The following is a 13,729-nucleotide window of genomic DNA, read 5'->3' on the forward strand; positions in this document are numbered from 1 at the left end:
AAAAAAAGGAAAGCGGGAGCCTTAAGCCCCCGCTTTCACTCCCCAATGAGGCATCCCGCAGCGGCCGAGCCGGCAAGCGGAATGCAGTCCCAATCTTGTAAATGTACAATTCCGTACGCCGCGCGTCAATTCCGCAGTTGGAACGCGAAAATGCCGCCGCCGTCATCGCCTAAGCCTTTGAGAGGCCACACCATTCGGCAATAAACAGCGCCGTGGACTGTGTGATCTTACGCACAGACTCCAAGTTCACCCGCTCGTCAAAGCCATGAACGTCATCGGATTGTGGCCCATAGACCAGCGCCGGGAGCCCGGCATAGAGGCCGAAGAAACGCGCGTCCGTGGTTCCGGTCGAGATCCGGTTCGGCAGCTCATCGCCGAATACGGTCTGATGCGCGCCGGCCAGCACGGCCAGGACATGCTCGTGGTTCTGCAATACGAACGGCTCTGCCTGGAAGCCTTCCCAGGTGACGGTCGGCGGATTGTTGCCGAGGAAAGGATCGGCAGCAGCGGCGCGGCGGATCACGTCCTCGATCTCCTGGCGGCACTCCTTGAGCGTCTGCGACGGCAGGACACCGACCCGCATGTCGAACGTGCACCAGGCCGGCACCGAGCTCGCCCAGTCGCCGCCGGCGATCTTGCCGACGTTGAAGTTCACCGGATGGTGATGATCGCAGAAGTGCTTGTCGTGCGCCTTCTTGGCGTTCCACTTCTTCTCCAGTTCGCGAAGCTGCTGGATGAGGCGATAGGCGGACTCGATCGCATTCGATCCCGCATCGGCCTTGTAGACGTGGACCGGATGGCCGGTGACCTTGACCTGGAACCACATGACGCCGACCTGGGCCACCGTCACCGTGCCGCCTGACGGTTCGGGGATCAGTGCCGCATCCGCGCGATAGCCGCGTTGCAGGCAGGCGAGCGCGCCATTGCCGGTGCATTCCTCCTCGACGACGGACTGTTGATAGATGTCGGCTGCCGGCTCGTACCCCAGCGCCCGCAGTGCCCGCAGCGCGAAGACGTTGAGGATGAGGCCCGCCTTCATGTCGCCCGCGCCGCGACCGTACATCCAGCCATCCTTGATCACGGGATCGAACGGATTGCGCGACCACATCTCGTGCGGCCCTTCGGGGACAACGTCGATATGGCCGTTCAGGATCAGCGACCGGCCCTTCGGATTGGGGGCGCGCCACGTACCGACGACGTTCCAGGCATCGTCGTAGTCCTGGCTATGGGGGGAATAGCCCGGCAGATGCTTGAGATCGTCGATCTTGATCTGCCAGCGATCGATCGAAAGGCCGTCTTCCTTGAAAAGACGGGCCATCATGTCCTGTGCCGGCGCCTCGTGGAACCGTGTCGAGGGAATCTTGACCAGATCGGCCAGCACCTTCGTCTGGTCGTCGAACTGGCGGTCGACCTCGCTCATGATCCTGGTTTTAACGTCGGCATCAAGCATCGCTTACTCCTGGAACGAACCAGGAGGCAGCAAAGCACGCCGGGCGCGACCAATGCTAGTGACTGATCATCCAGGGTCGCGCGGCCGGAAAGCTCTTGGCACCGCCCTTGCCCTTCGCGACCGGCCGAGCCCGGCCTTTCGAGGAGCAGCATCCGCACCCCGGTCCATGCCGGCTGGCCTTGTACTGATCGACCGTCTGCGGTGCGTTTGCACTGCGCTCATTGACGGCAAAGGCCGAGCGCAGCCCGACCGCCATGCAGGAGAGCCGCGGAGCGGTCAGCAGAGCGCGCGGCGATGGCTCGCCGCAGTCCGGGCAGCTGCAGGGCGTGTCGCACTCGGCCATCGGCCGAAGCTCCTCGAAGGGCCCGCAGCTGTCGCAGATGTAGTCGTAGATGGGCATCGGCCTTCCTCACTTGTCCGGCGAGATCGGCATCTGCACATCACCTTTGATGTGCTTGATGGGACCGGCCGACGACGGCATGAGATCGAACTCGAAGATCTCCGTCGGCAGCCACAGCGTGGCACAGGCATTCGGAACGTCGACCACGCCGGAGATGTGGCCCTGGCACGGCGCCGTGCCGAGGATCGAGTAGGCCTGGGCACCGGAATAGCCGAACTTCTTCAGGTACTCGATGGCGTTGAGGCAGGCTTGGCGATAGGCGATATGCACATCGAGGTAATGCTGCTGGCCGGCCTCGTCGACGGAGATTCCCTCGAAGATCAGGTAATCCTTGTAGGTCGGCGTGATCGGCGACGGCTTGAAGATCGGATTCTTGATGCCGTACTTGGCCATGCCGCCCTTGATGACGTCGACCTTGAGATGCAGCCAGCCCGCCATCTCGATGGCGCCGCAGAAGGTGATCTCACCATCGCCCTGGCTGAAATGCAGGTCGCCCATCGAAAGGCCGCCACCTGGGACATAGACCGGGAAATAGACACGGCTGCCACGTGACAAATCTTTGATGTCACAATTGCCGCCATGCTCGCGGGGCGGAACGGTGCGCGCGCCCTCGGCCGCCGCCTTGTCACGCGCCTCGCCTTTGAGCCGGCCCATATGCGCCGTCGGTCCGAATGGCGGATTGGCAAGGCCCGGCACACGGGTCGGATTGGTCGCGATCAGCGCCGCCTCACGGGCGTTCCAGGTCTCGAGCAGTTTGGGATCGGGCAGGCAGCCGATCAGGCCGGGATGGATCAGTCCGGCCCAGCTCACGCCCGGCACATGCCGCGACGACGTGTAGAGACCATGGAAATCCCAGATCGACTTCTGCGCCAGGGGGAAGTGATCGGTCAGGAAGCCGCCACCGTTCTGCTTGGAGAAGAAGCCGTTGAAGCCCCACAGGCTCTCCTTGACCGGGCCGACATCGAGCAGGTCGACGACCAGAAGATCGCCCGGCTCCGCACCCTTCACGCCGACAGGTCCGGACAGGAAGTGCACGATCGACAGATCGATATCGCGGACATCGTCGGCCGAGTCGTTGTTCTTGATGAAGCCCCCGGTCCAGTCGTACGTCTCGATGACGAAATCGTCGCCGGGATCGACCCAGGCCACGATCGGCACGTCCGGATGCCAGCGATTGTGCACCATGTCGTTGTCGTAGGCGGATTGCGACAGATCGACCTTGATCAGCGTTTTCGGCATCGGTTTCTCCCCTGGTTCTGCCTTGGCTAGACGGACAAGTATTTGGCGATCACCGCCTCATCGACATTGGCCCGCGCGTCGTCGCGCACGATCTCGCCGTTCTCGATGACAAGCACCCGGTCGGCGACATCGAGAGCGAAGCTCAGCACCTGCTCCGAGACCACGATCGACAGGCCGCGTTCGTCGCGGATGCGCTTCAGCGTGCGAGCCATCTCGCGGATGATCGAGGGTTGGATGCCTTCGGTCGGCTCGTCGAGCAGCAGGACCTTGGGCTTGGTTGCCAGCGCGCGGGCGATCGCAAGCTGCTGTTGCTGGCCACCGGACAGATTGCCGCCGCGGCGGTCCTTCATCTCCAGCAGGACCGGGAACAACTCATAGATGTCACCGGGAACGTCCTTGCCGCCGGATACCACCAGGCCCGTCTCGATGTTCTCCTTGACGGTCATGGTCGAGAAGATCATGCGACCCTGCGGGACATAAGCCAGTCCCTTGGCGACGCGCTCGTAGCTTTTCAGGGCGACGAGTTCCGTGCCCTCCATCGCCACCGAACCGCGCCGCGCCGGCAGGATACCCATCAACGCCTTCATGAGCGTGGTCTTGCCCATGCCGTTGCGGCCCATGATCGCCACGATCTCGCCGGGTGCCACCGAGACGTTGAGGCCGTGCAGGACTTCGCTCTGCCCGTAAGCGACATGAAGATCGGAAATCGCCAGCATCGTCCGCTCCCTCCGCCTTCGATCAGTGACCGAGATAGACTTCGATCACCTTGGGATCGTTCTTCACCTTGTCCATCTTCCCTTCCGAGAGGATGCGGCCCTGGTGCAGAACGATGACCTTGTGTGCGATGTCCTCGACGAACTTCATGTCGTGCTCGATCACCAGCACGGAGTGGTTCTTGATGATCCCGTGCAGCAGTTCGGCGGTCTTCACGCGTTCGCTGACGCTCATTCCCGCCACCGGCTCGTCCAGCATCAGGAGTGCCGGTTCCTGGATCAGCAGCATGCCGATCTCGAGCCACTGCTTCTGCCCATGGCTCAAAAGCTCGGCGCTGGTGTGCAGCCGGTCCTTCAGGAAGATGGTCTCGGCCACCGCCTCGACGCGTTCGCGGACGGCGGCGTCGCGCTTGAAGGTCAATGCGCCGAAAACGGTGCGGCCACGCGGATAGGAGATCTCCAGGTTCTCGAAGACGGTGAGATCATCGTAGATCGACGGCGTCTGGAACTTCCGGCCGACACCCGCCAGCACGATCTGGTTCGGCGTCATGTGGGTCAGCTCCTGCCCGCGGAACTTGATCGACCCGGACGTCGCTTCGGTCTTGCCGCAGATCAGGTCGAGGACCGTTGTCTTGCCGGCGCCGTTGGGCCCGATGATGACGCGGATCTCGTTCTCGTCGACGTAGAAGGAAAGGTCGTTGACCGCCTTGAAGCCGTCGAACGAGACCGTGAGCCCCTCAACGGCGAGCAGGAAGTCCTTCTGGACATCGCCGATGACCATGATCGCCTCCTATTCCGCCGCTGCGCCGTCGGCCACCGAACGGCCGGCCCACTTCGCCGCCGCGGCCGAACGGCCGAGCAGCAGTGGATCGAGGCGCGGCTGCACGTAGTCCCGCCACAGGCCGGCCAGACCGTTGGGGAAGGCAAGCACGACGGCGATGAACAGGGCGCCGAGACCGAACAGCCAGAGCTGGGGGAAGGATTCCGAGAAGCTCGTCTTGGCGAAGTTGACGATCAGCGTCCCGTAGATGGCGCCGAAGATCGACAGGCGTCCGCCCACCGCCGTGTAGATGACCATCTCGATCGACGGCACGATGCCGACGAAGGACGGCGACATGAAGCCGACCTCGAGCGTGAACAGCGCTCCGCCGACGGCGGCGAAGACAGCGGCGATGCAGAAGGCGAAGATCTTGAAGTTGGCGACGCTGTAGCCGGAGAAGCGGACGCGGTCTTCCTTCTCGCGCATGGCAACCAGGATGCGGCCGAGCTTGGAGCGGCGGACGAACTGGGCCGCCACGACGGTCGCGAACAGGAAAGCCACCTCGACGAAGTAGAGGATGAACTTCGCCTGGTCGGTGCGGATGTCCCACCCCTTGAGTGTGCGCAGGTCGGTGATGCCGTTGATGCCACCGGTGTAGCCCTGCTGCCCGACGATCAAGATGGTGAGGATCGCCGCGATCGCCTGGGTGATGATGGCGAAATAGACGCCGCCGACCTGGCGCTTGAACAACGCCGCGCCGACGATGAAGGCGAAGATGGCGGGTACGGCGAAGATCGCGACGATCGTGAAGGTCAGGCTGTGGAACGGCTGCCAGAAGAAGGGCAGCTGGGTGAGCTGGTTCCAGTCCATGAAGTCCGGGATGCCGGGCGTCGACTGGATCTTGGTGTTCGCCACGCTCGATGCCTCGAGCTTGAGGAACATCGCCATGCAGTAGCCGCCGAGGCCGAAGAAGACGCCCTGGCCCAGGCTGAGGATGCCGCCGCAGCCCCAGCACAGCACAAGGCCGATCGCGACGAAGGCGTAGGTGAGATACTTAGCCACCAGGTTGAGACGGAAGACGTCGAGGCCAAGGGGCAGGATCACCAGCAACAGCAGGGCCAGGGCGGCCAGCGCCATGAGCTCCGACCGATCGAAGAGTCGCGCGTTCTCGTTCATCGACTGCTCCTGCTCGGTTACTTGCGGACCTTGAGGGCGAACAGACCCTGCGGGCGCAGCATCAGGATGCCCACGATGGCCAGCAGCGTGAGGACCTGGGCCATCGAGCCCGACAGGAAGAATTCGAGCGTCGACCGGGCCTGCGAGATGGTGAAGGCAGAGGCGATGGTGCCGACGAGGCTGGCCGCACCGCCGAACACGACCACCATGAAGGTGTCGACGATGTAGAGCTGGCCGGATGTCGGTCCGGTCGAGCCGATCATGGTGAAGGCACTGCCCGCGATCCCGGCGATGCCGCAGCCGAGGCCGAAGGTGTAGCGGTCGACCTTCTCGGTGTTGATTCCGACGGCGCCGGCCATGACGCGATTCTGCACGACGGCGCGCACCTGCCGTCCCCAGCGCGACCAGAACAGGACATAGGCGACCGCGCAGGTGATCAGGGCCGTGAGGCACATCACGAAGATGCCGTTGATCGGCACTTCGATCGTGTCGGTCAGGTGCTTGGAGCCCATCATCCAGTCGGGCAGCTCGACGCCGACCTCGCGGGCCCCGAAGGCGGAGCGATAGGCCTGCTGGAGGATCAGGCTCAACCCCCAAGTGGCAAGCAACGTATCCAGCGGCCGCCGGTACAGGTGCCTGATGAGCGCCCATTCCACCAGCATTCCAAGCGCGCCGGCGGCAATGAAGGCCAGGATCATCGCGACGAAGAAGTAGCCGGGGAACAAGGCCGGCAGGTTCTGCTGGAAGAATCCGGACGTCGCCCAGGTGACATAGGCGCCGAGGATCATGAACTCGCCGTGCGCCATGTTGATGACGCCCATCTGGCCGAAGATGATCGCCAGCCCGAGCGCCATCAGCACGAAGACCGAGAAGAGGATGAGACCGGCGAAGCCCTGCATCGCAAAGATGGCGCCGAGGTCGCCGATCGAATAGTCGCCGAACATGACTATGGTTCTCCGCCGGGGTGGGGGCCCGCGCCGCCCAGGTTGGGGAAGGCGGCGCGGGCGCTGGTCTCTGCCGTGGTCAGCGGCAGATCACTGGTAACCCTTGGGGAACGGATCCGGCTCGACCAGGTCCTTCGTCTCGTAGATCACGTCGTACTGGCCGTCCGGCCGGGCACGACCGACGCGCGTCTTGGACCAGAGATGATGGTTCTCATGGATCCGCACATATCCCTCGGGCGCTCCCTTGAACTCCACGCCGGGCGAGGCAGCCGCGATCTTGTCGATATCGAAGCTGTTCGCCTTCTCGACCGTCAGTTTCCAGAGCCACGGGCCGAGATAGGCCGCCTGGGTGACGTCACCGATGACGGTCTTCTCGCCCCACATCTTCTTGAAGGCAGCGACGAACGCCTTGTTGTTGGGGTTGTCCAGCGACTGGAAGTACTTCATGCAGGCATAGGCGCCGGCGATGTTTTCGCCGCCGATGCCGTCGATCTCGTCCTCCGTCACGGAGATGGTCAGCAGCGTCTGCTTGGACAGATCGATGCCCGCCGCCTTGAGCTGCTTGTAGAAGGCGACGTTGGAGCCGCCGACGATGATCGCATAGATGACGTCGGGCTTGGTCAGCTTGATCTTGTTGATGACCGAGTTGAACTGGGTGTGGCCGAGCGGGAAGTATTCCTCGCCCACCACCTTGGTCTTCAGGTGGTTCTCGATGTGCTTGCGCGCGATCTTGTTGGAGGTGCGCGGCCAGATGTAGTCGGAACCGAGCAGGTAGAAGGTCTTGGCGCCCTTCTCCTTGGACACCCAGTCGAGGCCGGCGATGATCTGCTGCGTCGCCTCCTGGCCCGTGTAGATGACGTTCTTCGACTGCTCCAGGCCCTCGTAGAAGGTCGGATAGTAGAGCATGCCGTTGTACTGCTCGAACACCGGCAGCACCGCCTTGCGCGAGGCCGACGTCCAGCAGCCCATGACGGCGGCACACTTGTCGTTGACCAGGAGCTTCTTGGCCTTCTCGGCGAAGGTCGGCCAGTCGCTCGCGCCGTCCTCCTGGATGAACTTGATCTTGCGGCCGAGCACGCCGCCCTCGGCATTGATCTGCTCGATGGCGAGCTTCTCGGCCTCGACCGATCCGGTTTCGCTGATGGCCATCGTGCCCGTGACCGAATGCAGGATTCCGACCGTCACTTCGCTGTCCGTCACCGCCAGGCCCGTCGTGTTGACGACCGAGGTGGGGGGCGCCGCGGCGAAGGACGGCCGCGGCAGCATCGACAGCGCGGGCAGCGCCGCCATCCCTGCCAGCAGCTTGCGCCGGGACGGGGCCAGCGGCCCCCATGGCTTGTAGCTGTCATTCCTGTCCGACATCACCGCCCCCTCTGGTTGCCTCAAAAGCTTCTTGATGGGTCGAGGATGGTCCGACTTGTGCAACGCACAAATACGCAAGAACACGTATATTGCACCGCAATATACCGACGTATGGTCCACGTAGGGGGACGATTCAGAGGGGGACTGGCCAGTGGCCGGACGACAGCGGATAGACCGGGTCAGGCGCCAATATAACCAGTGGGTCGCCAACCAGACGCTGGAGGACTATGCGCTGCGCTTCACCGCCAAGAGCGCCCGCCGCTGGTCGCCGGCACGCGTCGCCAATACCGCCCTCGGCGCCATCTCGTTCCTCGCCCTCGAAGCGATCGGCGGCACCATCACCCTCAACTACGGCGTGACCAACGCCACCGCCGCCATCCTCGTGGTCGGCATCATCATCTTCCTGTGCGGCCTGCCGATCGCCTATTACGCCGCCCGCAGCGGCGTCGATATCGACCTGCTCACGCGTGGCGCCGGCTTCGGCTACATCGGCTCGACCGTCACCTCGCTGATCTACGCCTCCTTCACCTTCATCTTCCTGGCCATCGAGGCCGTGATCATGGCGATGGCGCTGGAACTCTGTTTCCACATCCCGCTCATGATCGGCTACCTGATCAGTGCCCTGGTGATCCTTCCGCTCGTCACCTACGGCATCACCATGATCAGCCGCTTCCAGCTCTGGACGCAGCCGTTCTGGATCGTGCTTCACATCCTGCCGTTCGCCGCCATCGCCCTGAACGACCCCGACGCCTTCGTGCAATGGAGCTCGTTCAACGGCCAGCATGGGGATGCGTCGGGAAAGCTCGACCTCGTGCTGTTCGGCACCGCCGCGTCGGTCGTCCTGTCGCTGGTGGCGCAGATCGGCGAACAGGTCGACTTCCTGCGCTTCCTGCCGGTCGAGGGCCAGCGGTCGCGGGCCGCGTGGTGGACGGCACTGCTGTGCGCCGGTCCGGGATGGATCGTGCTCGGCGCGCTGAAGATGCTGGCCGGCGGCTTCCTGACCTTCTTCGCGCTGCGCCACGGCATATCCGCCGATCACGCCGCCGAACCGACCCAGATGTACCTGGCGGGCTTCCAGTTCGTCCTGTCGCAGCCGCAGGTGGCGCTGGTGCTGACCGGCGCCTTCGTCGTGCTGTCCCAGGTCAAGATCAACGTCACCAACGCCTATGCCGGGTCGATCGCCTGGTCCAACTTCTTCTCGCGGCTGACGCACAACCATCCCGGCCGTGTCGTCTGGCTGGTCTTCAATGTCGTGGTGGCCCTCCTGCTGATGGAGATCGGCGTCTACAAGGCGCTCGAGCACACCCTCGCCCTTTATTCGAACATCGCCATCGCCTGGGTTGGCGCGCTGGTCGCCGACCTCGTGATCAACATGCCGCTCGGGCTGCGACCGCCGGAGATGGAGTTCAAGCGCGCCCATCTCTACGACATCAATCCGGTCGGCACCGGCGCGATGGCCCTGGCGACGATCCTGTCGATCACCGCCTTCTCGGGCGCCCTCGGCCCGACGTTGAAGGCCTTCTCGCCGTTCGTCGCGCTAGCGGTGGCGCTGGTCACCGCGCCGGCGATCGCGTTTGCCACCGGCGGGCGCTACTACATCGCGCGCACGCCGAAGCGGAGCTGGCAGAAGCTGCCGGCGCTGCAGTGCTGTATCTGCGAGCACTCCTTCGAGCCCGAGGACATGGCCGCCTGCCCGGCCTATGCCGGGCCGATCTGCTCGCTCTGCTGCTCGCTCGACGCGCGCTGCCACGATCGCTGCAAGCCGCACGCCCGCATCCAGGCCCAGGTCGCCGAGACTCTGGGCAAGTCGCTGCCCCAGCCCGTCTATGCGGCAATGAATTCGCCGCTGGGCCATTTCATCGGCGTGTTCGCGGTCGCCACCGGCCTGTTCGGACTGACGCTGGGGCTCGTCTACCTCCAGACCTCCGGCGAGACCTACGTCAATCCGGTCGAGCTGGGCGAGGTATTGTGGAAGGTCTTCTTCGCGCTGCTGATCGTGATCGGCGTCTCGGCGTGGCTGTTCGTGCTGGCCCAGCGCAGCCGCCGCGCGGCGGAGGCGGAGACGCAGCGGCAGACCATGCTGCTGATGCAGGAGATCGACGCCCACAAGCGCACCGACGCCGAGCTGCAGCGCGCCAAGGAAGTGGCGGAATCGGCCAACCTCGCCAAGAGCCGCTATGTCGTGGGCATGAGCCACGAGCTGCGCTCGCCGCTCAACGCCATCAGCGGCTATGCGCAGCTGCTGGAGCAGGACAACTCCATCCCGCCCAAGCCGGCCGAGCAGGTCCGCGTGATCCGGCGCAGCGCCGACCATCTGTCCGGACTGATCGACGGGCTGCTCGACATCTCCAAGATCGAGGCCGGCCGGCTCTACCTGTCGCGCGACGAGGTGCGGCTTGGCGACTTCCTCGACCAGCTCGTCGGCATGTTCCGCCTCCAGGCCGCGGCCAAGGGCATCGACTTCCACTTCGAGCGGGCGGATTCCCTGCCGCCGGTGATCCATACCGACGAGAAGCGCCTGCGCCAGATCCTGATCAATCTCCTGTCGAACGCGATCAAGTTCACCGCCGCCGGCCAGGTGAAGTTCGCCGTGCACTACCGCAATCCCGTGGCCGAGTTCGAGATCACCGACACCGGGCCCGGGATTCCGCCGGCGGACATCGAGCGCATCTTCGAGCCGTTCGAGCGGGCCTCGCTCGGCACCACGCAGCCGCAGACGGGCACCGGCCTCGGCCTCACCATCACCAAGCTGCTGGCCGGCGTCATGGGGGGTGACGTGCAGGTCAGCAGCACCGTGGGCCGGGGAAGCACCTTCAGGGTCAAGATCTTCCTGTCGGAGGTGACCAAGCCCACGCCCATGGCATCGATCGGCGCCAAGGTGTTCGGCTATCATGGCCCGCGCAAGACCGTCGTCGTGGCCGACGACGATCCCACCCATCGCGATCTCCTGCGCGAGGTGCTGACGCCGCTCGGCTTCATCCTCCTCAGCGCCGCCGATGGCGCGCAATGCCTCGAGCTCGCGCAGCACTGCCGGCCCGATCTTTTCCTGCTCGACATCTCGATGCCGAACCTCAACGGCTGGGAAGCCGCGGAGGCCCTGCGCCATGCCGGCCATCACGAGGCCCGCATCCTCATGCTGTCGGCGAGCGCGCTCGAAGCGCACGGACGGTCCCTCGCCCAGCCCTTCCATGACGGCTACCTGATGAAGCCCGTCGACATTCCGCGCCTGCTCGAGCAGATCGGACGCCTGCTCAGGATCGAATGGCGCCACGAGCCCATCCCTGCCCGCGACTCGGACTGGAGGTCCCATGCAGAACCCCGCCCGCCGCGCCGTCATGTCGAGGAGCTCATCAGCCTCGGCCAGATCGGCCATATCCGCGCCATCCAGGCGAGACTCGATCAGCTCAGCATCGACCAGCCAGAGCACCGCGCCTTCGCTTCCAGGATGCGGGGGATCGTCGATCGCTTCGACCTCGACCGCTACATGGCCGTTCTCCAGGAAATCCGGGACAATGACCGGCGATCCGAAGAAGCGTGACGTCGCGCTGATCGTCGACGACTCGCCGGAAACGCTCCGGCTGCTCACCGACGCGCTCGACCGCGCCGGCATCACCGTGATGGTCGCGCTCGATGGCGGTGCGGCGCTGCGGATCGTCGAGCAGATCACGCCCGATATCATCCTGCTCGATGCCATCATGCCGGGCGTCGATGGCTTCGAGACCTGCCGGCGCCTCAAGCGCCGCGGCGATCTCGACAACGTGCCGGTGATCTTCATGACCGGCCTCAGCGAGACCGAGCATATCGTCAAGGGACTGGAAGCGGGCGGCGTCGACTACCTAACCAAGCCGATCGCCATCGACGAGATGCTCGCGCGCATCCGTGTCCACCTGACCAATGCACGCCTCGCCCTCAGCGCGCGCGCCGCCCTCGATGTCGCCGGCCGCTTCCTGATGGCGGTCGACGGCGAGGGCCGCCTGCTGTGGGCGACACCGCAGACCCAGAAGTTCCTGGCCACCCTGCGGCGCGAGGACGGGAGCGAGCCGTTCGCGCTGTCGGACGAGCAGCGCCAATGGCTGCAGCGGATCGTCGGCGCCGCCGAGGCGACACCGCCTGGCAAATCCTCCTTCGAAGGCGAGCGCTTCACGCTCAGCTATCTCGGCCAGGGCGGTCCCGGCGAAATCCTGCTGCGACTCACCGTCGACGACATGCCGGTCGCCCATGTCGAACTGCGCAAGGAACTCGGCCTGACGGGCCGCGAATCGGAGGTCCTGTCGTGGTTGAGCCGCGGCAAGACCAACCGCGACATTGCCCAGATCCTGGGCCTGAGCCCGCGCACCGTCGACAAGCATCTCGAGCAGATCTACGAGAAGCTCGGAGTCGAGAACCGCACCTCCGCGGCGGCACTGGCCGCCCGGGTGCTGGGCCGGAAGGGCGACGAGTAGCGGCATCGCGCGGCCCGGTCACGGCGCCGCCGGCAGGAACCAGTCGAGGATGCGGCCGTTCTCGTCGCGCGGATAGGTGTGCGAGAGATCGGCGATCTCACGATAGACAACGGCGGCGCCGGCCGCCTCGAGCGTTCGCTGCGCCGACTGCGCGAGTTCCGGCGGGAACATCCAGTCTCGCGCCCCATGTACGATATGGATCGGCAGGCCCTGCAGCCGCGTCGCGTCGGCCGACGCCATAAGCATGGGATGGAAGGCCGCCGCGACCGGGGCAAGATGGGTGAAGCGGCAATCACCGCGCAGGCCCAGGACATAGGTGAAGGTGCCGCCGTCGCTCATGCCGGTCAGCATCTGGCGACCGCTGTCGAGGTTCCAGTCCGCAGCGACGCGGGCGACCATGTCGTCGATATTGGGCCCGTCGATACCGGGCTCCATCAGCGACCAGGTCGAGCCGCGCGCAGTGGGCGCCAGCACGATGAAGCCGCGCGAGCGCGCCTCGCGCACCCAGCTCCACAGGAAGGCGCCGCCATTGCCACTGCCGCCATGAAGCGCCACCACCAGCGGCCAGGCACGCGCCGGATCGTAATACTCGGGGACGTAGAACGAGAAGGCGCCGCGCGTGCCCGCCGGCCCATCGACATGCAGGAAGCCGACGCCGTCGCGGGTCGGGTCGGCCTCCGCCAGCCGCGCCTGAAGCGCCGGGTCGCTGCGCGCCGCAGCCTCGAGGAAGAACTGGCTCACCGGCCTCAGATGCGCCGCCAGCGGATAGAGCGCTTCGGCGCCGTGCGCATATGACCGCAGGGCGCGATAGGCGGCGACGATCGGCTGCTCCGTCTCCGGTGCCGCCACGAAGGCCGAGATGCCTTCCAGCGCGCTCGCCGCCGCCCGTTCGAGGCAATCGCGGAAGGGGCCGAGGCGGTCCGGCCAGTCGAACGCCCGCGACTGCGCGAGCGCGTCGGGCAGATCGTCGGTGCGCTGGCGCAGGGCCGCGACCAGCTCGATCAACGTCTCCGGTGCCACATGGCGGCTGGCGAATTCGAGCGCATGCAGGGCCTGCAGGCTCGGAGGCACCAGGTGGGCGATGACATCGGCCGTGGGGTCGGTTTCGCTCACGCGCTTCCTCCGTTCGTTCCGAAGATCGAGCCTATCGCGGGACCCGCAGAATTTCGCCTGCCGTTCCTCGCGCCGCCGCGGGCTTGCCACGGCCGGCGACGCGGTGGACCCTGTGGCAAACAAATCCAGA

11 protein-coding genes are annotated in these 13,729 nt (G+C 65.2%); 2 read left to right on the forward strand and 9 right to left on the reverse strand.

Features of this window, described 5'->3' with window-relative positions; translation table 11 throughout:
- Positions 1-169: 169 nt before the first annotated feature.
- From B5D62_RS14990 to urtA, 8 genes are all read right to left on the reverse strand, one after another.
- Positions 170-1,450 carry an ArgE/DapE family deacylase gene (locus tag B5D62_RS14990; RefSeq protein WP_085934642.1) on the reverse strand — a complete coding sequence of 427 codons (1,281 nt, stop codon included), beginning with the start codon at positions 1,448-1,450 and terminating at the stop codon, positions 170-172.
- Positions 1,451-1,505: 55 nt separating this feature from the next.
- The gene (locus tag B5D62_RS14995; RefSeq protein ID WP_085934643.1) at positions 1,506-1,850 is read right to left on the reverse strand and encodes an FmdB family zinc ribbon protein; all 345 of its coding nucleotides are present in this window, start codon (positions 1,848-1,850) and stop codon (positions 1,506-1,508) included.
- A gap of 9 nt (positions 1,851-1,859) precedes the next feature.
- Positions 1,860-3,089 (reverse strand): formamidase, encoded by a 1,230-nt coding sequence (fmdA, locus tag B5D62_RS15000; protein WP_085934644.1) that lies wholly within the window; start codon positions 3,087-3,089, stop codon positions 1,860-1,862.
- 26 nt (positions 3,090-3,115) lie between these two features.
- Positions 3,116-3,805 (reverse strand): urea ABC transporter ATP-binding subunit UrtE, encoded by a 690-nt coding sequence (gene urtE, locus B5D62_RS15005; RefSeq protein WP_085934645.1) that lies wholly within the window; start codon positions 3,803-3,805, stop codon positions 3,116-3,118.
- A gap of 22 nt (positions 3,806-3,827) precedes the next feature.
- Positions 3,828-4,583, reverse strand: coding sequence for an urea ABC transporter ATP-binding protein UrtD (urtD, locus tag B5D62_RS15010; RefSeq protein ID WP_085934646.1), 756 nt, complete (start codon positions 4,581-4,583; stop codon positions 3,828-3,830).
- A 9-nt stretch (positions 4,584-4,592) separates the two neighbouring features.
- Complete coding sequence (urtC, locus tag B5D62_RS15015) at positions 4,593-5,738, reverse strand: urea ABC transporter permease subunit UrtC (protein WP_085934647.1); 1,146 nt, start codon at positions 5,736-5,738, stop codon at positions 4,593-4,595.
- Positions 5,739-5,755: 17 nt separating this feature from the next.
- Positions 5,756-6,682, reverse strand: a complete 927-nt coding sequence (gene urtB, locus B5D62_RS15020; RefSeq protein WP_085934648.1) for an urea ABC transporter permease subunit UrtB — start codon at positions 6,680-6,682, stop codon at positions 5,756-5,758.
- A 90-nt stretch (positions 6,683-6,772) separates the two neighbouring features.
- Entirely contained in the window at positions 6,773-7,972 is a 1,200-nt protein-coding gene (urtA, locus tag B5D62_RS15025; RefSeq protein WP_419188785.1) for an urea ABC transporter substrate-binding protein, read from the reverse strand.
- A gap of 223 nt (positions 7,973-8,195) precedes the next feature.
- Between urtA and B5D62_RS15030 the strand changes: the two genes are divergently transcribed.
- Together B5D62_RS15030 and B5D62_RS15035 are read left to right on the forward strand one after the other, a co-directional pair.
- Positions 8,196-11,582 (forward strand): hybrid sensor histidine kinase/response regulator, encoded by a 3,387-nt coding sequence (locus tag B5D62_RS15030; protein WP_085934650.1) that lies wholly within the window; start codon positions 8,196-8,198, stop codon positions 11,580-11,582.
- Complete coding sequence (locus tag B5D62_RS15035; protein ID WP_085934651.1) at positions 11,557-12,486, forward strand: response regulator transcription factor; 930 nt, start codon at positions 11,557-11,559, stop codon at positions 12,484-12,486. Before B5D62_RS15030 ends, B5D62_RS15035 begins: the two co-directional genes overlap by 26 nt.
- An 18-nt stretch (positions 12,487-12,504) precedes the next feature.
- Here B5D62_RS15035 and B5D62_RS15040 read toward each other — a convergent pair whose 3' ends face one another.
- Positions 12,505-13,599, reverse strand: coding sequence for a carboxylesterase family protein (locus tag B5D62_RS15040; RefSeq protein ID WP_085934652.1), 1,095 nt, complete (start codon positions 13,597-13,599; stop codon positions 12,505-12,507).
- Between the last annotated feature and the right edge of the window lie 130 nt (positions 13,600-13,729).

Origin of the sequence: Enhydrobacter aerosaccus, assembly GCF_900167455.1 — a bacterium.
Classification (GTDB): Bacteria; Pseudomonadota; Alphaproteobacteria; order Reyranellales; family Reyranellaceae; genus Reyranella; species Reyranella aerosaccus.